Origin of the sequence: Agrobacterium sp. MCAB5 (assembly GCF_052114365.1) — a bacterium.
GTDB lineage: Bacteria > Pseudomonadota > Alphaproteobacteria > Rhizobiales > Rhizobiaceae > Agrobacterium > Agrobacterium tumefaciens.
The window spans coordinates 1-20,313 of the sequence record NZ_JBFREP010000023.1 but is presented as its reverse complement, the minus strand read 5'-3'; the positions used below and the strand labels follow the sequence as shown (position 1 = coordinate 20,313).

The 20,313-nt window shown below is 57.2% G+C and carries 16 protein-coding genes, 1 tRNA gene and 1 pseudogene; 16 read left to right on the top strand and 2 right to left on the bottom strand.

What is annotated here, in order from left to right; all coding sequences use genetic code 11:
- From tuf (AB4Z23_RS26880) to rpoC, 12 genes and pseudogenes are all read left to right on the top strand, one after another.
- Positions 1-148, top strand: a pseudogene (gene tuf, locus AB4Z23_RS26880) (elongation factor Tu); the annotation flags it as partial.
- Between the two features lie 348 nt (positions 149-496).
- A complete protein-coding gene (locus AB4Z23_RS26875; RefSeq protein ID WP_080800348.1) occupies positions 497-1,303 on the top strand; it encodes a glycosyltransferase family 2 protein in 807 nt (268 codons plus the stop codon).
- A gap of 241 nt (positions 1,304-1,544) precedes the next feature.
- Positions 1,545-1,620 (top strand) — tRNA-Trp (locus AB4Z23_RS26870).
- A 184-nt stretch (positions 1,621-1,804) separates the two neighbouring features.
- On the top strand, positions 1,805-2,005 hold the full coding sequence (secE, locus tag AB4Z23_RS26865) for a preprotein translocase subunit SecE (protein WP_003507689.1): 201 nt from the start codon (positions 1,805-1,807) through the stop codon (positions 2,003-2,005).
- A 21-nt stretch (positions 2,006-2,026) separates the two neighbouring features.
- Positions 2,027-2,557 (top strand): transcription termination/antitermination protein NusG, encoded by a 531-nt coding sequence (nusG, locus tag AB4Z23_RS26860; RefSeq protein WP_003519353.1) that lies wholly within the window; start codon positions 2,027-2,029, stop codon positions 2,555-2,557.
- A 144-nt stretch (positions 2,558-2,701) separates the two neighbouring features.
- Positions 2,702-3,133, top strand: a complete 432-nt coding sequence (gene rplK, locus AB4Z23_RS26855; protein ID WP_003519352.1) for a 50S ribosomal protein L11 — start codon at positions 2,702-2,704, stop codon at positions 3,131-3,133.
- Positions 3,134-3,135: 2 nt separating this feature from the next.
- Positions 3,136-3,831, top strand: a complete 696-nt coding sequence (gene rplA / locus AB4Z23_RS26850) for a 50S ribosomal protein L1 (RefSeq protein ID WP_003519350.1) — start codon at positions 3,136-3,138, stop codon at positions 3,829-3,831.
- Positions 3,832-4,188: 357 nt separating this feature from the next.
- A complete protein-coding gene (rplJ, locus tag AB4Z23_RS26845) occupies positions 4,189-4,707 on the top strand; it encodes a 50S ribosomal protein L10 (protein WP_003519348.1) in 519 nt (172 codons plus the stop codon).
- Positions 4,708-4,766: 59 nt separating this feature from the next.
- Positions 4,767-5,144 carry a 50S ribosomal protein L7/L12 gene (rplL, locus tag AB4Z23_RS26840; protein WP_003519347.1) on the top strand — a complete coding sequence of 126 codons (378 nt, stop codon included), beginning with the start codon at positions 4,767-4,769 and terminating at the stop codon, positions 5,142-5,144.
- A 29-nt stretch (positions 5,145-5,173) separates the two neighbouring features.
- Positions 5,174-5,341: a hypothetical protein gene (locus AB4Z23_RS26835; protein ID WP_153793990.1), complete on the top strand. Its 168-nt coding sequence runs from the start codon at positions 5,174-5,176 to the stop codon at positions 5,339-5,341.
- Positions 5,342-5,405: 64 nt separating this feature from the next.
- Positions 5,406-9,542, top strand: a complete 4,137-nt coding sequence (gene rpoB, locus AB4Z23_RS26830) for a DNA-directed RNA polymerase subunit beta (RefSeq protein WP_013636439.1) — start codon at positions 5,406-5,408, stop codon at positions 9,540-9,542.
- Positions 9,543-9,722: 180 nt separating this feature from the next.
- Complete coding sequence (gene rpoC, locus AB4Z23_RS26825) at positions 9,723-13,928, top strand: DNA-directed RNA polymerase subunit beta' (protein WP_441361109.1); 4,206 nt, start codon at positions 9,723-9,725, stop codon at positions 13,926-13,928.
- A gap of 99 nt (positions 13,929-14,027) precedes the next feature.
- Here the strand turns inward: rpoC and AB4Z23_RS26820 are convergent, their stop codons facing one another.
- Both AB4Z23_RS26820 and AB4Z23_RS26815 read right to left on the bottom strand, forming a co-directional pair.
- On the bottom strand, positions 14,028-15,152 hold the full coding sequence (locus AB4Z23_RS26820) for a helix-turn-helix transcriptional regulator (RefSeq protein WP_441361108.1): 1,125 nt from the start codon (positions 15,150-15,152) through the stop codon (positions 14,028-14,030).
- Positions 15,153-15,415: 263 nt separating this feature from the next.
- The gene (locus tag AB4Z23_RS26815) at positions 15,416-15,709 is read right to left on the bottom strand and encodes a hypothetical protein (RefSeq protein ID WP_003519341.1); all 294 of its coding nucleotides are present in this window, start codon (positions 15,707-15,709) and stop codon (positions 15,416-15,418) included.
- Positions 15,710-16,239: 530 nt separating this feature from the next.
- Here AB4Z23_RS26815 and rpsL point away from each other — a divergent pair.
- The 4 genes from rpsL (at position 16,240) to tuf (AB4Z23_RS26795) (ending at position 20,312) form a co-directional block, all read left to right on the top strand.
- On the top strand, positions 16,240-16,611 hold the full coding sequence (rpsL, locus tag AB4Z23_RS26810) for a 30S ribosomal protein S12 (protein WP_003507760.1): 372 nt from the start codon (positions 16,240-16,242) through the stop codon (positions 16,609-16,611).
- Between the two features lie 77 nt (positions 16,612-16,688).
- Positions 16,689-17,159, top strand: coding sequence for a 30S ribosomal protein S7 (rpsG, locus tag AB4Z23_RS26805; RefSeq protein WP_003507761.1), 471 nt, complete (start codon positions 16,689-16,691; stop codon positions 17,157-17,159).
- A 34-nt stretch (positions 17,160-17,193) separates the two neighbouring features.
- Positions 17,194-19,221, top strand: coding sequence for an elongation factor G (fusA, locus tag AB4Z23_RS26800; protein WP_441361107.1), 2,028 nt, complete (start codon positions 17,194-17,196; stop codon positions 19,219-19,221).
- Positions 19,137-20,312: an elongation factor Tu gene (gene tuf / locus AB4Z23_RS26795; RefSeq protein ID WP_013636434.1), complete on the top strand. Its 1,176-nt coding sequence runs from the start codon at positions 19,137-19,139 to the stop codon at positions 20,310-20,312. The genes fusA and tuf (AB4Z23_RS26795) overlap by 85 nt, the downstream gene beginning before the upstream one ends.
- The last annotated feature ends 1 nt before the right edge of the window (position 20,313 follow it).

Here is a 20,313-nt window from a genome sequence, read left to right as displayed (position 1 = left end):
AGGCACGGAAATGGTTATGCCTGGCGACAACGTGACTGTTGAAGTCGAGCTTATCGTTCCGATCGCGATGGAAGAAAAGCTGCGCTTCGCTATCCGCGAAGGCGGCCGTACCGTCGGCGCCGGCATCGTCGCTTCTATCGTCGAGTAATCTTCGACAGACGGCGGTTTCGCCGGATTTAAAAATCTAGTTCTAAAACGGCGGTGTCTTCGGCACCGCCGTTTTTTTTATGTAAAAATTGATTTTTGTAAATTTATATAGTTGAAAGATTCGTATATTTTTCTAATGTGAAGATGTAATCGGATGTCGTATTTCGATTTATGCTCATAGTGCACGCGCTATATTTGAGGGGTTTACAATGTATTCTTCTTTTGAATAATTTCCCCGAGATCTGGCGATCATTATTCGCCTGTAATGCGTCTGGCGTAGACGAGGCGACATCAACCTAGGCTTGGCTGGCCTGATTTCATCGGCCAGTTTTTCTTCAGAGACGACTTCATGTCCGATTTAACTGTTGTGCTCACCAGCTGCCGCCGTCCTGATCTTCTCATCGGAACTCTCGATAGCTTCTTCTCTACTAATGATTACCCGCTACGGGAATTTATCATTATCGAGGACTCTGACGACGAATCGGTGTGGGCGATTCCGGCGCGGTATCCAGAGCAACCGATCCGCGTCATTTTGAACGGCGTCAACATTGGGCAGCACCGCTCTATCGACCGGGCATATTCGGAAGTGCAAACCCCTTACATCCTGCATCTCGAAGACGACTGGGCATTTCCTGTTTCTAAGGTTGTGGGCAGGGGCATCGAAATACTGAAGCGGGACCCGCAAGTGGCGCTCGTTCAACTCAGAACCGATGACGACATGCCCCGTGACATTCGGCGTAAGGCGCAGGCAGTTGAAGATGTAGGGTATTGGCGAATACCGCCGACCGCGCATCGTGTCTGGCATAGCTTCACCTTCAATCCGACCGTCAAGCGGTTGTCCTGCTATAAAAAACTACCGCAAGGTTATGCCGGTTTCCGGACAGAGGCGGAAATTAGTATCTTTTATAAGGATCAGGGCGCGATCATGGCGTGGTTGGCCGAAACCGGCGTCAGCCATTCGGGATTTGGCCGCAGCAATTATGGYCTTAAGAAACGCCGTGGTTGGCGCGGTGTGGCGCAAGARCTCGACAGATTCTTTTCGCTGGCGACAGTCCGTAAATGGCGGCGTTCGGTGACGCGCAACGTCGCACACTTCAAGCGCAAGTATCGGGAGCGTCAGTTGATCAGGTCCGATCGCAGTGCGCTTGAGCCGTAAYAGATTAAAGGTCGGTTGCGAAAGGTATCAAACCAGCGCATTTGGATGCCGCAAAGGGGTTCGTTGAGGTGACGGGCTTGGGGGTAACCGGTTAAGCGGCCGAGGAAAAAACGTGGCGGGGAGGGCGTCAACAGTTTCTTCCGAAAGCGAATAAAAAGCGCTTGCCATTCTTTTCCGTGCGCCTTAAAGGGAACGCATACCGAAGCGGCCAAGTGATTTTCRTGGTCGGCTAAGGTGTTAAAGGGGTATAGCTCAGTTGGTAGAGCGGCGGTCTCCAAAACCGCAGGTCGTAAGTTCGAGCCTTACTGCCCCTGCCACTTTCCATCCGCAAGCGCGGTCTTCGCTGCATGGCAGATGGGTGCCGGTTTTCCGGCGAATTTCGCCGAATGTCGATTTCCTCTTGTTAAAACTGGAATCGGTGTTTATGTAAGGTCAAAACAGACACGCGGTGCGTGGGGCTGATTAGTTCGGCTTTACGCGCCGTAATTGCGTGGGCAGTCAATGGCATCCAAAACCAATCCGTTTACGTTTCTGCAGCAGGTTCGCGCCGAAGCGTCTAAAATCACTTGGCCGTCGCGCCGCGAGACCATGATTTCGACGGCTATGGTGCTTGTGATGGTCATTTTTGCGGCTCTGTTCTTTTTTGCTGCTGACCAGCTCATCGGCTGGGTGCTTAGCCTCGTGCTGAACGTCGGCCGGTAACGGATTGAACGGAGAATAAAAATGGCAGCGCGCTGGTATATCGTTCACGCATATTCGAATTTCGAAAAGAAGGTCGCTGAGTCGATCGAAGAGAAGGCTCGTCAGAAGGGTCTTGATCATCTTTTTGAGAAAATCCTCGTTCCGACCGAAAAGGTTGTCGAGGTGCGTCGTGGCCGCAAGGTCGACAGCGAGCGCAAGTTCTTTCCAGGTTACGTGCTTGTGCGCGCCAACCTGACGGATGAGGCCTATCACCTCATCAAGAACACGCCGAAGGTGACCGGTTTCCTCGGTTCGGACAATAAGCCTGTTCCGATTCCGGATTATGAAGCTGATCGTATCCTCGGTCAGGTTCAGGAAGGCGTCGAGCGTCCGAAGTCTTCGGTTTCGTTCGAGGTCGGCGAGCAGGTTCGCGTTTCCGATGGTCCGTTCGCGTCGTTCAACGGCGTTGTTCAGGATGTCGACGAAGAGCGTTCGCGCCTGAAGGTGGAAGTTTCGATTTTCGGCCGCGCTACGCCGGTCGAGCTGGAATACAGTCAGGTCGAGAAGGTCTGACTGGAGGGGTGAAACCCCAATCGCGTGGAAGGCAAACGGGCTCCCATAGCCGGGGCAGGGCGCCGCACCACGCAACCGCAGCCGCCGGAGCGATCCGGCTAGAGAGAAGCCGGGAAACCGGTTTGAATTGAAAGGCAGAGAGATATGGCTAAGAAAGTTATGGGCCAGCTCAAGCTGCAGGTGAAGGCAGGGTCGGCCAATCCGTCCCCGCCGATCGGTCCTGCACTTGGTCAGCGCGGCATCAACATCATGGAATTCTGCAAGGCGTTCAATGCCGCCACGCAGGAAATGGAAAAGGGTATGCCGATTCCGGTCGTCATCACCTATTACCAGGACAAGTCCTTCACCTTCGTCATGAAGCAGCCGCCGATGACCTATTGGCTGAAGAAGGAAGCGAAGATCACCTCCGGCTCCAAGACGCCTGGTAAGGGCGCCAAGGTTGGCTCCATCACCAAGGCTCAGGTCAAGACGATCGCTGAAGCCAAGATGAAGGATCTGAATGCTGCCGATATCGAAGGCGCAATGGCAATGGTTGAGGGCTCTGCCCGCGCCATGGGCCTGGAAGTAGTAGGTTGATCATGGCCAAGGTAGCAAAGCGTATTCAGAAGATCCGCGAAGGTGTGGATCCTAACAAGCTCTACGTTCTCACCGACGCCATTTCGATGGTCAAGGAACGTGCAGTCGCCAAGTTCGACGAAACCGTTGAAGTTTCGATGAACCTCGGCGTTGACCCGCGCCATGCGGACCAGATGGTTCGCGGCGTTGTCAACCTGCCGAACGGCACGGGCCGTGACGTTCGCGTCGCCGTTTTTGCACGTGGCGCCAAGGCTGATGAAGCCACGGCTGCTGGTGCTGACGTTGTTGGCGCAGAAGAGCTGGTTGAAATCGTTCAGGGCGGCAAGATCGACTTCGATCGTTGCATCGCGACCCCGGACATGATGCCGCTCGTCGGCCGTCTCGGCAAGGTACTCGGCCCGCGTGGCATGATGCCGAACCCGAAGGTCGGTACGGTGACGATGGATGTTGCCGGCGCCGTCAAGGCGTCCAAGGGCGGCGCTGTTGAGTTCCGCGTCGAAAAGGCCGGTATCGTACACGCTGGTATTGGCAAGGCTTCGTTCGACGCCAAGGCTCTTGAAGAAAACATCAAGGCTTTCGCCGATGCGGTCATCAAGGCAAAGCCGACGGGTGCCAAGGGCAACTACGTCAAGCGCGTTGCCATCTCCTCGACCATGGGTCCGGGCGTCAAGATCGAACCTTCGTCGGTTACGGCTTAATCAATTCTCGTGCTTCCCTGTCGGGGAGCGTGATTAAAAGAATTTCCGGCTCTCAGGGAGCCGGAGATTTCCGGGGAAACCCGGAACTCCTGTCCGAGATTGCGGGTGGCCATGTCCTTCGGGGTTTGGCCTTAATCATTCAACCTGCATGAGACGGGTGAGGCTGGATTTGAGGCATCGCAGATGCCTGACTGTCCGGTTCGAACCTGGTGTGCCTGTGCCTGAAGCCGTTTGCGGCGACAGAGCGGGGGACAGGATCCTCGAGCGTCGCTCGGGATCTTTGTAAAAAGGTCCCTTGGGGCAAAGGCAAACCCGACGGGTTCACACTTATGTGGCCCCGTCTACTGGAGACAGACAGTGGAAAGAGCGGAAAAACGCGAATTCGTCACGGAGCTGAACGAAGTCTTCAAGGCTTCCGGTTCGGTTGTCGTGGCCCACTATGCTGGTGTCACCGTTGCGCAAATGAACGACTTCCGTTCGAAAATGCGCGCTGCCGGAGGCACCGTCAAGGTCGCGAAGAACCGCCTGGCCAAGATCGCTCTTCAGGGCACGGAGTCGGAAGGGATGACAGATCTCTTCAAGGGCCAGACGCTGATTGCATACAGCGTCGACCCTATGATTGCTCCGAAAGTCGTCATGGATTTCGCAAAGACCAACGATAAAGTCGTTGTTCTCGGCGGTTCCATGGGCGCAACCACGCTCAACGCCGAAGCAGTCAAGTCGCTTGCGACCCTGCCTTCGCTGGACGAGCTGCGCGCAAAGCTGCTGGGCCTACTCAACGCCCCGGCAACTCGCGTCGCCACGGTTGTCGCAGCACCTGCAAGCCAGCTTGCACGGGTGTTCTCGGCTTACGCCAAGAAGGACGAAGCCGCTTAAGGCGGTTTTTCGCTGTAATTATTCAAACTGGTTCGAACTGAACAAAAGGAACTATCAAAATGGCTGATCTCGCAAAGATCGTTGAAGACCTCTCCACCCTGACCGTTCTGGAAGCTGCAGAACTGTCGAAGCTTCTCGAAGAAAAGTGGGGCGTTTCCGCCGCTGCTCCGGTAGCTGTTGCTGCTGCTGGCGGTGCTGGCGCTGCTGCTGTCGTTGAAGAAGAAAAGACCGAATTCGACGTGATCCTGGTTGACGCTGGCGCCAACAAGATCAACGTCATCAAGGAAGTCCGCGCTATCACGGGTCTCGGCCTGAAGGAAGCTAAGGACCTCGTTGAAGGCGCTCCGAAGGCTGTCAAGGAAGCTGTTTCCAAGGCTGAAGCTGCTGACCTCAAGAAGAAGCTTGAAGACGCTGGCGCCAAGGTCGACGTTAAGTAATCTTGCGATTGCTGGCGGGAAGGGGCTTCATGCCCCTTTCCGTCGTCATCGTTTTAAAACTTATTACCCAAAAGCCGCGTGAAAATGGCTTTTGGGTAATGGGTTCTTCAAGAGAATGGTTCCGAACCGGCTCATCTAGGCAATCCGGCCTGATCGATCCGGGATGTGGAACGAGATTGATGACACCCATTGCTTGACGGGATCGACTGGCCATCGGTTCCCGTCCGTTGCAGGCCCGGATGCAATTTTAAAGGAGCGACGATGGCTCAGACCCTTTCGTTTAACGGTCGCAGGCGCGTACGCAAGTTTTTCGGCAAAATTCCAGAAGTAGCGGAAATGCCGAACCTCATCGAGGTTCAGAAGGCTTCGTATGACCAGTTTCTCATGGTTGACGAGCCCAAGGGTGGCCGTCCCGACGAGGGATTGAATGCCGTATTCAAATCCGTATTCCCGATCACCGATTTTTCCGGCGCATCCATGCTCGAATTCGTGTCTTACGAATTCGAAGCGCCGAAGTTTGACGTCGAGGAATGCCGTCAGCGCGATCTGACCTAYGCAGCGCCGCTGAAAGTGACGCTGCGCCTCATCGTGTTCGATATCGACGAGGATACAGGCGCGAAGTCCATCAAGGACATCAAGGAACAGTCCGTATACATGGGCGACATGCCGCTCATGACCAATAACGGCACKTTCATCGTCAACGGTACAGAGCGCGTCATCGTTTCGCAGATGCACCGTTCGCCGGGCGTATTCTTCGACCACGACAAGGGCAAGAGCCATTCTTCCGGCAAGCTTCTGTTCGCTGCCCGCGTCATCCCGTATCGCGGTTCCTGGCTCGACATCGAGTTCGACGCCAAGGACATCGTCTATGCGCGTATCGACCGTCGCCGCAAGCTACCCGTGACCTCGCTCCTGATGGCGCTTGGCATGGATGGTGAAGAAATCCTGTCGACGTTCTACAGCAAGGCTTCCTACGAGCGCTCCGGCGATGGCTGGCGCATTCCGTTCCAGCCTGAAACGCTGAAGAATGCCAAGGTCATCACCGACATGATCGACGCCGACACCGGTGAAGTCGTTGTCGAAGGTGGCAAGAAGCTGACTCCGCGTCTTATCCGCCAGCTCGTCGACAAGGGCCTGAAGGCACTTAAGGCGACTGACGAAGACCTCTACGGCAACTTCCTTGCCGAAGACATCGTCAACTACTCGACGGGTGAGATCTATCTCGAAGCCGGCGACGAAATCGACGAAAAGACGCTTGGCCTCATTCTTCAGTCCGGCTTTGACGAGATTCCGGTCCTCAACATCGACCACGTCAATGTTGGCGCCTATATCCGCAACACGCTGCATGCGGACAAGAACCAGAACCGCCAGGAAGCGCTGTTCGATATCTACCGCGTCATGCGTCCGGGTGAGCCGCCGACCATGGATTCGGCAGAAGCGATGTTCAACTCGCTGTTCTTCGATGCAGAACGTTATGATCTCTCGGCTGTTGGCCGCGTGAAGATGAACATGCGTCTCGACCTCGACGCGGAAGACACCGTGCGCACGTTGCGCAAGGAAGACATCCTCGCTGTCGTCAAGATGCTGGTCGAACTGCGCGACGGCAAGGGCGAAATCGACGACATCGACAACCTCGGCAACCGCCGTGTGCGTTCGGTCGGCGAGCTGATGGAAAACCAGTACCGCCTCGGCCTTCTGCGCATGGAACGTGCGATCAAGGAACGTATGTCCTCGATCGAAATCGACACTGTGATGCCGCAGGACCTGATCAATGCGAAGCCGGCAGCTGCCGCCGTTCGCGAATTCTTCGGTTCCTCGCAGCTGTCGCAGTTCATGGACCAGGTGAACCCGCTTTCGGAAATCACCCACAAGCGCCGTCTTTCGGCTCTTGGACCGGGTGGTCTGACCCGTGAGCGCGCCGGCTTCGAAGTCCGCGACGTTCATCCGACCCACTACGGCCGTATTTGCCCGATCGAAACGCCGGAAGGCCCGAACATCGGTCTGATCAACTCGCTTGCCACCTTTGCCCGCGTCAACAAGTACGGCTTCATCGAAAGCCCGTACCGCAAGATCATCGACGGCAAGGTGACGACCGACGTTATCTACCTCTCCGCTATGGAAGAGGCCAAGTACTACGTCGCACAGGCCAATGCCGAGCTCGATGGCGAAGGCGCCTTCACTGAAGAGTTCGTTGTTTGCCGTCACTCGGGCGAAGTTATGCTCGCACCGCGCGACAACATTAACCTGATGGACGTTTCGCCGAAGCAGCTCGTTTCGGTCGCAGCGGCTCTCATTCCGTTCCTGGAAAACGACGACGCCAACCGCGCTCTCATGGGCTCGAACATGCAGCGTCAGGCCGTTCCGCTTCTGCGGGCGGAAGCGCCGTTCGTCGGCACAGGCATGGAACCGATCGTCGCCCGTGACTCCGGCGCTGCCATCGCGGCTCGCCGCGGCGGTGTCGTCGACCAGGTGGATGCGACCCGTATCGTTATCCGCGCTACGGAAGAACTCGATGCCGGCAAGTCGGGCGTCGATATCTACCGTCTGCAGAAGTTCCAGCGTTCGAACCAGAACACCTGCGTCAACCAGCGTCCGCTGGTCGCTGTCGGTGACATCATCTCCAAGGGTGACATCATCGCTGATGGTCCGTCGACCGACCTCGGCGATCTGGCTCTTGGCCGTAACGCGCTCGTCGCGTTCATGCCCTGGAACGGCTACAACTACGAAGACTCGATCCTGATGTCGGAACGTATCGTTTCCGATGACGTGTTCACCTCCATCCACATCGAAGAATTCGAAGTGATGGCGCGTGACACGAAGCTTGGTCCGGAAGAAATCACACGCGACATTCCGAACGTTTCGGAAGAAGCGCTGAAGAACCTCGACGAAGCCGGTATCGTTTACATCGGTGCGGAAGTTCAGCCGGGCGATATCCTCGTCGGCAAGATCACGCCGAAGGGCGAAAGCCCGATGACGCCGGAAGAAAAGCTTCTGCGCGCCATCTTCGGTGAAAAGGCTTCCGACGTTCGCGACACCTCCATGCGCATGCCTCCGGGCACGTTTGGTACCGTTGTGGAAGTCCGCGTCTTCAACCGTCACGGTGTGGAGAAGGACGAGCGCGCGATGGCAATCGAGCGCGAAGAGATCGAACGTCTGGCAAAGGACCGCGACGACGAACAGGCAATTCTCGACCGTAACGTCTACGGCCGCCTGATCGACATGCTGCGTGGTCACGTTTCCATCGCCGGTCCGAAGGGCTTCAAGAAGGGCGTCGAGCTTTCCAACGCCGTCGTCTCCGAATATCCCCGCTCGCAGTGGTGGATGTTTGCAGTCGAAGACGAGAAGGCCCAGTCCGAACTGGAAGCACTTCGCGGCCAGTACGACGAATCCAAGTCGCGCCTTGAACAGCGCTTCATGGACAAGGTCGAGAAGGTCCAGCGCGGCGATGAAATGCCTCCTGGCGTCATGAAGATGGTCAAGGTCTTCGTCGCTGTGAAGCGCAAGATCCAGCCGGGCGACAAGATGGCCGGCCGTCACGGTAACAAGGGCGTCGTCTCGCGTATCGTTCCTGTCGAGGACATGCCGTTCCTCGAAGACGGCACGCATGTCGACATCTGCTTGAACCCGCTCGGCGTGCCTTCGCGCATGAACGTCGGCCAGATCCTCGAAACCCACCTCGCATGGGCATGCGCAGGTATGGGCAAGAAGATCGGCGAGATGCTCGAAGAGTATCGCAAGACAATGGACATCAGCGAGCTTCGCACGGAGCTTACCGAAATCTATGCGAGTGAATCGCATGACGAGGTAAAGCGCTTCGACGACGAATCGCTGGTCAAGCTTGCCGAAGAAGCCAAGCGCGGTGTTTCCATCGCGACCCCGGTATTCGACGGTGCGCATGAACCCGACGTTGCCGCGATGCTGAAGAAGGCAGGTCTGCATGAATCCGGTCAGTCCGTTCTTTATGACGGTCGTACCGGCGAGCCGTTCGACCGCAAGGTCACCGTCGGCTACATGTACATGATCAAGCTGAACCACCTTGTTGACGACAAGATCCACGCTCGCTCGATCGGTCCTTACTCGCTCGTTACCCAGCAGCCGCTGGGCGGCAAGGCGCAGTTCGGCGGACAGCGCTTCGGGGAAATGGAAGTCTGGGCTCTGGAAGCATACGGCGCGGCTTACACGCTGCAGGAAATGCTCACCGTCAAGTCGGACGACGTGGCGGGCCGCACCAAGGTCTACGAGGCGATCGTCCGTGGCGACGATACCTTTGAGGCCGGTATCCCCGAGAGCTTCAACGTTCTCGTCAAGGAAATGCGGTCGCTCGGTCTTTCGGTCGAACTGGAGAACTCGAAGGTCGAGACCCAGCCCGAGGATCAGCTGCCCGACGCAGCGGAATAAAGATGAGAGAGGCGGGCGCCGTTTTGGCGCCTGCCGTTTCCCAGGCGACCAATGGTTGCCGCGGGACACTTTCGCCGCATTGTGCGGTTAATCCGTATTTAAAGCTCTGGACGGTGACCCGGGAAGAAGCCGGTCCAGATGCAAACAGGGGCAGCAGCTAGCCTCTCAAGGAGACAAGGCATGAACCAAGAGGTCATGAATCTTTTCAATCCTCAGGTGCCTGCGCAGCATTTCGATTCCATCCGGATTTCGATCGCTTCGCCGGAAAAAATCCTGTCGTGGTCCTACGGCGAGATCAAGAAGCCGGAAACCATCAACTATCGTACGTTCAAGCCGGAACGCGATGGTCTCTTCTGCGCGCGCATTTTCGGACCTATCAAGGACTACGAATGCCTGTGCGGCAAGTACAAGCGCATGAAGTACAAGGGCATCATCTGCGAAAAGTGCGGCGTTGAAGTTACGCTGTCGCGCGTTCGCCGTGAGCGCATGGGCCATATCGAGCTCGCAGCGCCCGTTGCCCATATCTGGTTCCTGAAGTCGCTTCCCTCGCGTATCTCGACCTTGCTCGACATGACGCTGAAGGATGTCGAACGCGTTCTCTATTTCGAGAACTACATCGTCACCGAACCCGGCCTCACCTCGATGAAGCAGAACCAGCTTCTGTCCGAGGAAGAGTACATGATCGCCGTTGACGAGTTCGGCGAAGACCAGTTCACCGCCATGATCGGCGCTGAAGCCATCTACGAGATGCTGGCTTCGATGAACCTCGAAAAGATCGCYGGCGAYCTGCGTKCSGAGCTTGCCGAGACCACCTCGGATCTCAAGCAGAAGAAGTTCATGAAGCGTCTCAAGATCGTTGAGAACTTCATGGAATCCGGCAATCGTCCGGAATGGATGATCATGAAGGTCGTTCCGGTTATTCCGCCGGACCTTCGTCCGCTGGTTCCGCTGGATGGTGGCCGTTTCGCGACGTCCGACCTCAACGATCTCTATCGCCGCGTCATCAACCGTAACAACCGTCTGAAGCGCCTGATCGAGCTTCGCGCGCCTGGTATCATCATCCGCAACGAAAAGCGTATGTTGCAGGAATCCGTCGATGCGCTGTTCGATAACGGCCGTCGCGGTCGCGTCATCACGGGTGCGAACAAGCGTCCGCTGAAGTCGCTTTCCGACATGCTCAAGGGCAAGCAGGGCCGCTTCCGCCAGAACCTTCTCGGCAAGCGCGTCGACTATTCAGGCCGTTCGGTCATCGTGACCGGTCCGGAACTGAAGCTGCACCAGTGCGGCCTGCCGAAGAAGATGGCGCTCGAGCTGTTCAAGCCGTTCATCTATGCCCGCCTCGACGCCAAGGGTTACTCCTCGACCGTCAAGCAGGCCAAGAAGCTGGTTGAAAAGGAAAAGCCTGAAGTTTGGGATATCCTCGACGAGGTCATCCGCGAGCATCCGGTCCTTCTGAACCGCGCACCGACGCTKCACCGTCTGGGTATCCAGGCMTTCGAACCCATGCTGGTTGAAGGCAAGGCCATTCAGCTGCATCCGCTCGTCTGCACGGCTTTCAACGCCGACTTCGACGGCGACCAGATGGCCGTTCACGTGCCGCTGTCGCTTGAAGCCCAGCTTGAAGCCCGCGTGCTGATGATGTCGACCAACAACATCCTGCATCCGGCAAACGGCCACCCGATCATCGTTCCTTCGCAGGACATGGTTCTCGGCCTGTATTACCTGTCGATCATGAACCAGAATGAGCCCGGCGAAGGCATGGCCTTCTCGGACATCGGCGAATTGCATCACGCGCTTGAAAACAAGGTCGTGACRCTGCATGCCAAGATCCGTGGTCGYTTCAAGACCGTGGATGCTGACGGCAAGCCGGTTTCCAAGATCCATGAAACGACGCCTGGCCGTATGCTGATCGGCGAACTTCTGCCGAAGAACGTCAACGTGCCGTTCGACGTCTGCAACCAGGAAATGACCAAGAAGAACATCTCCAAGATGATCGACACGGTCTACCGTCATTGCGGCCAGAAAGACACGGTCATCTTCTGCGACCGGATCATGCAGCTCGGCTTTGCTCACGCTTGCCGCGCCGGTATTTCGTTCGGCAAGGACGACATGGTCATTCCGGACAGCAAGGTTAAGATCGTCGGTGACACCGAAGCCTTGGTGAAGGAATACGAACAGCAGTATAACGACGGTCTCATCACCCAGGGCGAAAAGTACAACAAGGTTGTCGACGCCTGGGGTAAGGCAACCGAAAAGGTCGCCGAAGAAATGATGGCGCGCATCAAGGCTGTGGAATTCGACCCGGAAACGGGCCGCCAGAAGCCGATGAACTCCATCTACATGATGAGCCACTCGGGCGCCCGCGGTTCACCGAACCAGATGCGTCAGCTGGGCGGCATGCGCGGCCTGATGGCCAAGCCCTCGGGCGAAATCATCGAGACGCCGATCATCTCGAACTTCAAGGAAGGCCTGACCGTTAACGAGTACTTCAACTCGACCCACGGTGCCCGTAAGGGTCTTGCAGACACCGCCTTGAAGACGGCGAACTCGGGTTACCTTACCCGCCGTCTCGTCGACGTGGCACAGGATTGCATCGTCAACTCCGTGGATTGCGGCACCGACAAGGGCCTCACCATGACCGCCATCGTTGATGCCGGTCAGGTCGTTGCCTCGCTCGGCGCACGTATCCTCGGCCGTACGGCTCTTGATGACATCGACAATCCGGTAACTGGCGAGAACATCGTCAAGGCCAGAACGTTGATCGACGAAGCCGACGTTGCAATCATCGAGAAGGCTGGCATCCAGTCCGTCCGTATCCGCTCGGCACTGACCTGCGAAGTGCAGGTCGGCGTTTGCGGCGTCTGCTACGGTCGTGACCTTGCTCGCGGTACTCCGGTCAAYATGGGCGAAGCCGTTGGCGTCATCGCCGCACAGTCGATCGGTGAACCGGGCACGCAGCTCACCATGCGTACCTTCCACCTTGGCGGTACGGCAAACGTGGTCGACCAGTCGTTCCTGGAAGCTTCGTACGAAGGCACGATCCAGATCAAGAACCGCAACATCCTGCGGAACTCCGATGGCGTTCTCATCGCAATGGGCCGTAACATGTCGGTCACCATTCTCGATGAGCGCGGCGTGGAACGTTCCTCGCAGCGTGTCGCTTATGGTTCGAAGATCTTCGTTGATGACGGCGACAAGGTAAAACGCGGCCAGCGTCTTGCAGAGTGGGACCCCTACACCCGTCCGATGATGACGGAAGTGGAAGGTACCGTTCACTTCGAGGACCTCGTCGACGGTCTTTCCGTTCTGGAAGCCACGGACGAATCCACCGGCATCACCAAGCGTCAGGTCATTGACTGGCGYTCGACGCCGCGCGGTTCGGACCTCAAGCCCGCGATCATCATCAAGGATGCTTCCGGCGCTGTCGCAAAGCTTAGCCGCGGTGGCGAAGCTCGTTTCCACCTCTCCGTGGACGCGATCCTGTCGGTTGAGCCTGGTTCGAAGGTCTTCCAGGGTGACGTGCTTGCACGTTCGCCGCTGGAAAGCGCCAAGACCAAGGACATCACCGGTGGTCTGCCGCGCGTTGCCGAACTGTTCGAAGCACGTCGTCCGAAGGATCATGCTGTCATCGCTGAGATCGATGGTACGATCCGCCTCGGTCGCGACTACAAGAACAAGCGTCGCGTGATGATTGAGCCTGCTGAAGACGGCGTCGAGCCGGTCGAATACCTGATCCCGAAGGGCAAGCCCTTCCATCTTCAGGAAGGCGACTACATCGAGAAGGGCGAATACATTCTCGACGGCAATCCGGCACCGCACGACATTCTGGCAATCAAGGGCGTAGAGGCTTTGGCTTCCTACCTCGTGAACGAAATCCAGGAAGTCTACCGACTGCAGGGCGTTGTGATCAACGACAAGCACATCGAGGTGATCGTTCGCCAGATGCTGCAGAAGGTCGAGATCACCGATGCGGGCGACAGCCACTACATCGTTGGCGACAATGTCGATCGTATCGAGCTTGACGACAACAACGACCGCCTGATCGAAGAAGGCAAGAAGCCCGCCTATGGCGATCCGGTTCTTCTCGGTATCACCAAGGCATCGCTGCAGACGCCGTCCTTCATCTCGGCCGCATCGTTCCAGGAAACCACCAAGGTTCTCACGGAAGCTGCGATCGCCGGCAAGACGGATACGCTGCAGGGCCTCAAGGAAAACGTCATCGTCGGCCGCCTCATCCCGGCCGGTACCGGCGGCACCATGACGCAGATTCGCCGCATCGCCACCTCGCGCGACGACCTCATTCTCGAGGAACGCCGCAAGGGTACGGGTGCAGGCTCTGCAACACAGATGCTGCAGGACATGACGGATCCGGCTCCGGCCGAATAAGGTCTGCTCAAGGCAGGGGCTTTACGAAGCCCCGCCAAAGTTCAGTAAAAAAACGCCCGGAGCAATCCGGGCGTTTTTTGTTTTGGTCGGGTTAGAAGGTCAGATCTGGTCCTTCATATGGCCAGTCCCGTCTCGGGGTYTTTCCTGCTCACCGATGGTGTAGCGCGTCAAAACGGAAAGCCGGCGAACGAGATCGGTCTGGCCCGTACTGCCGGTCTTTGCATAGATAGACTTGGCGTTGCTGCGAACCGTTTCGTGCGAGATTTGAAGTTGCTTTGCCACGGAGGGAAGTGAAAGACCCTTCAGGATTTCCAGCGCGACACGGGCCTCGCCCTTGGTGAGATCGTATAATCCCTTCAGAAGCGGCGTGACGTCGGCAACGGTGTCCGATGGTTGCGATATCAGCACGATGGCGCTGCCGTTAGGGGATAAATCCAGCGCGTCCTTGCGCATCGGTATGACGTGAAGGATGCACACCCYGTCTYCGCTTGTCGGCAGGGGTARGGAACTGACACTGCCGCYGGCGAGCGCCTTGTAGAGCAGCCGGTTTATTCTCTCGTCCAAGATCAAGATCCTGTCGCGGGCGCGGGTGGAAATACACTTTTTGGTCGCCTCGAACAGGKTGTTTGTGGAAAGAACGCGTCCGCTTGCCTGGAGCACCGCCGCCGGCGCACCGATGGCGTTGAGGCCGAGCGTGATGGCATCTGCTTTCTGGCGTTGCAGCCCTGTTGCGAGGGTGAGGCTGCGGGCGATATGCGGCCTCAGCCGGCCAAGTGCCGCCATGGTTTCCGGACCAATGACTCCTCTGTCGAGCTTGCGTTCGAACAGGAGAGTCATTTCGGGATGATCCGGCGGCGCAACCTGCGTTGCCACCCCATATCCCAGTCCACGCGGCATCAGGAAATCGCGCACGATTGGCAGCCCCGCCCATTCGTCAGGGGTAAAGATATCGAAATCACGCACGAAGGAAAATTGGCCCTCGCGGACAGCGCGTGTGAGGCGATCGTTGCGGTGGTTCCAGCCGCCCTTCATGAAGGCTTGCATGAGCTCCTGGAAATTGGGCGGATAGAGCCATGCTTCATCCTCGCCTTTGCCCCAGGTGAGCGCGCCGCCCCAGAAATCGAGCCGTTGGCCGATTGCGGCTATCACGTTCGCCCAGCGATCGGGAAAAAGTGCTGCCTCGTAAATGTCATCTATAATGTCTGCCGAAGATATATTATCCAACCCGCCACCAAAATCATGCGTCGGGATCATTTTAATCTTATATCTTCGTATATTTCAACGGAAATACAAATAATACTATTATATTTAAAGTATATAATCTATCAGTGACTTAATATATTGGAATTTACCGAGGTCTTTTGCAGGAAAAGGTGGCTGCACGCAAGATTTCGGCCTTGGCATCAAGTCCTGGAAGACAACCGCCCTGGTGTGGGCGGGTGCCGTTTTATCGGTGGCGGCGCATTTGTCGCGGTGAGGGCGGTCCCTCAGGCGAAACGGATGATGGCGACTTCGCCCTCCAGGGCGCCCTGATAGGCGGAAGCGTGCGGCTCTTCGTCCGGAACTTCAGTCAGCATGCCGATCTGGTCGAGGTCGGCTTCGATGAAACCTTCCTCCGAAAGCGCGTTCAGCGTTTCGCGTACKGCGGTGTCGTCGTCCGGCGCCCGCAGAATGACGTGGATGTCGATGCCTTCGGAATTGTCGTGTTCGTARGCCTTGCCGATGACGATGAAGACCATCGGCTCGTCGCGTCCGTTGTCGTTGTCGGGGAGGTTGGTCATGACGCGGTTCCTTGATATGTCGTTGTGGAGTATGCGGGCCGGACGGAATCGGTCTTGCGCGCGGCGGTGCCAGCTCCGGCCCGCTTGAGGGAATCAATAGACGGATTTTGTGAAAAGCCAAAGGCCGGAGGTCAAAATCGCTGTTGCCGGCTGTGACTTATGTTAGAGGGAGGGGGCAAAGGGCCTGTGCGCAGGCTTTGTGGCCTCGGGTGCCAGCGCAAAATGCGGATTCGCCCTTGACGAAAGCTGGCTAAAACAGTAGTACGCCCGCCATCGGAGCCTCTATCTGTGCTGGCYGTTCGGAAACGTTTTTCCCGGACATCATCTCAAATGAAGCTTCATTGCACGTAGAAGACACGAATGTTGCACGCAAGACGCCTCATCCGGCGTCCTCTGCTCTTGGTGGTCCATCCGTGAAAACGGATCGGGCCACGTTTTGCGCATGAGGATATATGCGTGCTTCGTCGCCGGAAACGGCATAGCCGCCACCCGTGAGGGTGGCTAAAGTAGTTTTTGCAAGGGATGGTTATATGCCTACCGTAAACCAGCTGATCCGTAAGCCCCGCCAGGCACAGGTAAAGCGCAACAAGGTTCCTGCACTTCAGGAAAACCCGCAGAAGCGTGGTGTTTGCACCCGCGTTTACACGACGACCCCGAAGAAGCCGAACTCGGCTCTGCGTAAGGTTGCCAAGATCCGCCTCACCAACGGCTTCGAAGTCATCGGCTACATTCCCGGCGAAGGTCACAACCTTCAGGAACACTCCGTGGTCATGATCCGCGGCGGCCGCGTAAAGGACTTGCCGGGTGTGCGTTACCACATCATCCGCGGTGTTCTCGATACCCAGGGCGTCAAGAACCGCAAGCAGCGCCGTTCGAAGTACGGTGCGAAGCGTCCGAAGTAATTTTCGGCAACAACAATCAGGCGCTGCGCGAGGTTCTCCGCGTGGTTTAGCGTCAATAACATTGAGAGACAAAGAATATGTCCCGTCGCCATAGTGCAGAAAAGCGTGAGATCAACCCGGACCCGAAGTTCGGCGATCTGGTCGTCACCAAGTTCATGAATGCCATCATGCTTCACGGCAAGAAGTCCGTCGCGGAAAGCATCGTTTACGGCGCGTTCGACGTCGTTCAGGGCAAGACGAAGCAGGAGCCGCTCGGCGTGTTTCACTCCGCCCTCGACAACGTTGCTCCGCACGTTGAAGTGCGTTCGCGTCGCGTTGGCGGTGCTACGTATCAGGTCCCGGTCGACGTTCGTCCGGAGCGCCGTCAGGCTCTCGCCATCCGCTGGCTGATCACTGCTGCTCGCAAGCGTAACGAAACGACCATGGTCGATCGCCTCTCCGGCGAACTCATGGACGCTGCGAACAACCGCGGTTCCGCCGTCAAGAAGCGTGAAGACACGCACAAGATGGCCGACGCAAACCGCGCATTCTCGCATTACCGCTGGTAATCTTAAACGGTCGCATATCGAAAGGCAGTCCATTATGGCTCGCGAATATAAAATCGAAGACTACCGCAATTTCGGTATCATGGCGCATATCGACGCCGGTAAGACGACGACCACCGAGCGTATTCTTTATTACACCGGTAAGTCGCACAAGATCGGCGAAGTTCACGATGGCGCTGCCACGATGGACTGGATGGAACAGGAGCAGGAACGTGGTATCACCATCACGTCCGCTGCGACCACGACCTTCTGGAAGGGTCGCGAYGGCAAGATGCGCCGTTTCAACATCATCGACACCCCCGGCCACGTTGACTTCACCATTGAAGTCGAGCGTTCGCTGCGCGTTCTCGACGGTGCCATCGCTCTTCTCGACGCCAACGCCGGTGTAGAGCCGCAGACGGAAACCGTCTGGCGTCAGGCTGAGAAGTACAACGTTCCGCGTATGATCTTCTGCAACAAGATGGACAAGACCGGTGCTGACTTCTACCGCTCGGTAGAAATGATCAAGACCCGTCTCGGCGCTACCGCCGTTGTCATGCAGCTGCCGATCGGCGCTGAGACCGAGTTCAAGGGCGTTATCGACCTGATCGAGATGAACGCACTCATCTGGCGCGACGAATCGCTCGGCGCTCAGTGGGACGTCGTCGAAATTCCTGAAGACATGAAGGCCAAGGCTGAAGAATATCGCGAAAAGCTGATCGAGACCGTTGTCGAGATCGACGAAGAAGCGATGGAAGACTACCTGAACGGCATCATGCCCGACAACGAGAAGATCCGTTCGCTCGTTCGCCGCGGCACCATCGACGTGAAGTTCCACCCGATGTTCTGCGGTACCGCGTTCAAGAACAAGGGCGTTCAGCCACTTCTCGACGCCGTCGTCGACTACCTGCCTTCGCCGCTGGACATTCCCGCGATCAAGGGCATCGACTTCAAGACCGAAGCMGAAATCGAGCGTCATGCCGATGACAGCGAGCCGCTTTCCATGCTCGCGTTCAAGATCATGAACGACCCCTTCGTCGGTTCGCTGACCTTCGCCCGCATCTACTCCGGCAAGCTCGAAAAGGGCACGTCGGTCATCAACACGGTCAAGGACAAGCGCGAGCGCGTCGGCCGTATGCTGCAGATGCATTCCAACAGCCGTGAAGACATCGAAGAAGCCTTTGCCGGCGACATCGTTGCTCTGGCTGGCCTCAAGGAAACCACCACTGGCGATACGCTCTGCGATCCGCTGAAGCCGGTTATCCTCGAGCGCATGGAATTCCCCGAGCCGGTCATCCAGATCGCCATCGAGCCGAAGACCAAGGGCGACCAGGAAAAGATGGGCCTCGCGCTCAACCGCCTGGCTGCTGAAGATCCTTCGTTCCGCGTCAAGACGGATGAAGAATCCGGTCAGACGATCATCGCAGGCATGGGCGAACTTCACCTCGACATCCTCGTTGACCGTATGCGTCGCGAGTTCAAGGTTGAAGCAACCGTCGGTGCTCCGCAGGTTGCCTACCGCGAAACCATCACGCGTCAGCACGAAGAAGACTACACGCACAAGAAGCAGTCCGGTGGTACCGGTCAGTTTGCTCGCGTGAAGATCATCTTCGAACCGAACCCTGAAGGCGAAGAATTCAAGTTCGAATCCAAGATCGTCGGCGGTGCTGTTCCGAAGGAATACATCCCGGGCGTTCAGAAGGGTATCGAAAGYGTTCTGTCTTCCGGTCCGCTYGCTGGCTTCCCGATGCTGGGCGTCAAGGCGACCCTGATCGACGGCGCATACCACGATGTCGACTCCTCGGTTCTGGCGTTCGAAATCGCATCGCGTGCCTGCTTCCGTGAAGCAGCAAAGAAGGCTGGTGCACAGCTTCTCGAGCCGATGATGAAGGTCGAAGTCGTYACCCCTGAAGATTACGTCGGTGACGTGATCGGCGATCTGAACTCGCGTCGCGGTCAGATCCAGGGTCAGGAATCGCGTGGCATCACCATCGTGATCAGATGGCAAAGAGCAAGTTTGAGCGCAATAAGCCGCACGTCAACATTGGCACGATCGGTCACGTCGACCACGGCAAGACGTCGTTGACTGCTGCGATCACGAAGTATTTCGGCGAGTTCAAGGCGTACGACCAGATCGACGCTGCTCCTGAAGAAAAGGCTCGCGGCATCACGATCTCGACGGCGCACGTCGAATACGAAACGCCGAACCGTCACTACGCACACGTCGACTGCCCCGGCCACGCCGACTACGTGAAGAACATGATCACCGGTGCTGCCCAGATGGACGGCGCGATCCTGGTTTGCTCTGCAGCTGACGGCCCGATGCCGCAGACGCGCGAGCACATCCTGCTTGCTCGCCAGGTTGGCGTTCCGGCGATCGTCGTGTTCCTCAACAAGGTCGACCAGGTTGACGACGCCGAGCTTCTCGAGCTCGTCGAACTGGAAGTTCGCGAACTTCTGTCGTCCTACGACTTCCCGGGCGACGATATCCCGATCGTCAAGGGTTCGGCACTTGCTGCTCTTGAAGATTCCGACAAGAAGATCGGTGAAGACGCAATCCGCGAGCTGATGGCTGCTGTTGACGCCTACATCCCGACGCCTGAGCGTCCGATCGACCAGCCGTTCCTGATGCCGATCGAAGACGTGTTCTCGATCTCTGGCCGTGGTACGGTTGTAACGGGTCGCGTTGAGCGCGGTATCGTCAAGGTTGGTGAAGAAGTCGAAATCGTCGGCATTCGTCCGACGTCGAAGACGACGGTTACCGGCGTTGAAATGTTCCGCAAGCTGCTCGACCAGGGCCAGGCTGGCGACAACATCGGTGCTCTCGTTCGCGGCGTTACCCGTGACGGCGTTGAGCGTGGTCAGATCCTGTGCAAGCCGGGTTCGGTCAAGCCGCACAAGAAGTTCATGGCAGAAGCCTACATCCTGACGAAGGAAGAAGGCGGCCGTCATACGCCGTTCTTCACGAACTACCGTCCGCAGTTCTACTTCCGTACGACTGACGTTACCGGTATCGTTTCGCTTCCWGAAGGCACGGAAATGGTTATGCCTGGCGACAACGTSACTGTTGAAGTCGAGCTTATCGTTCCGATCGCGATGGAAGAAAAGCTGCGCTTCGCTATCCGCGAAGGCGGCCGTACCGTCGGCGCCGGCATCGTCGCTTCTATCGTCGAGTAAT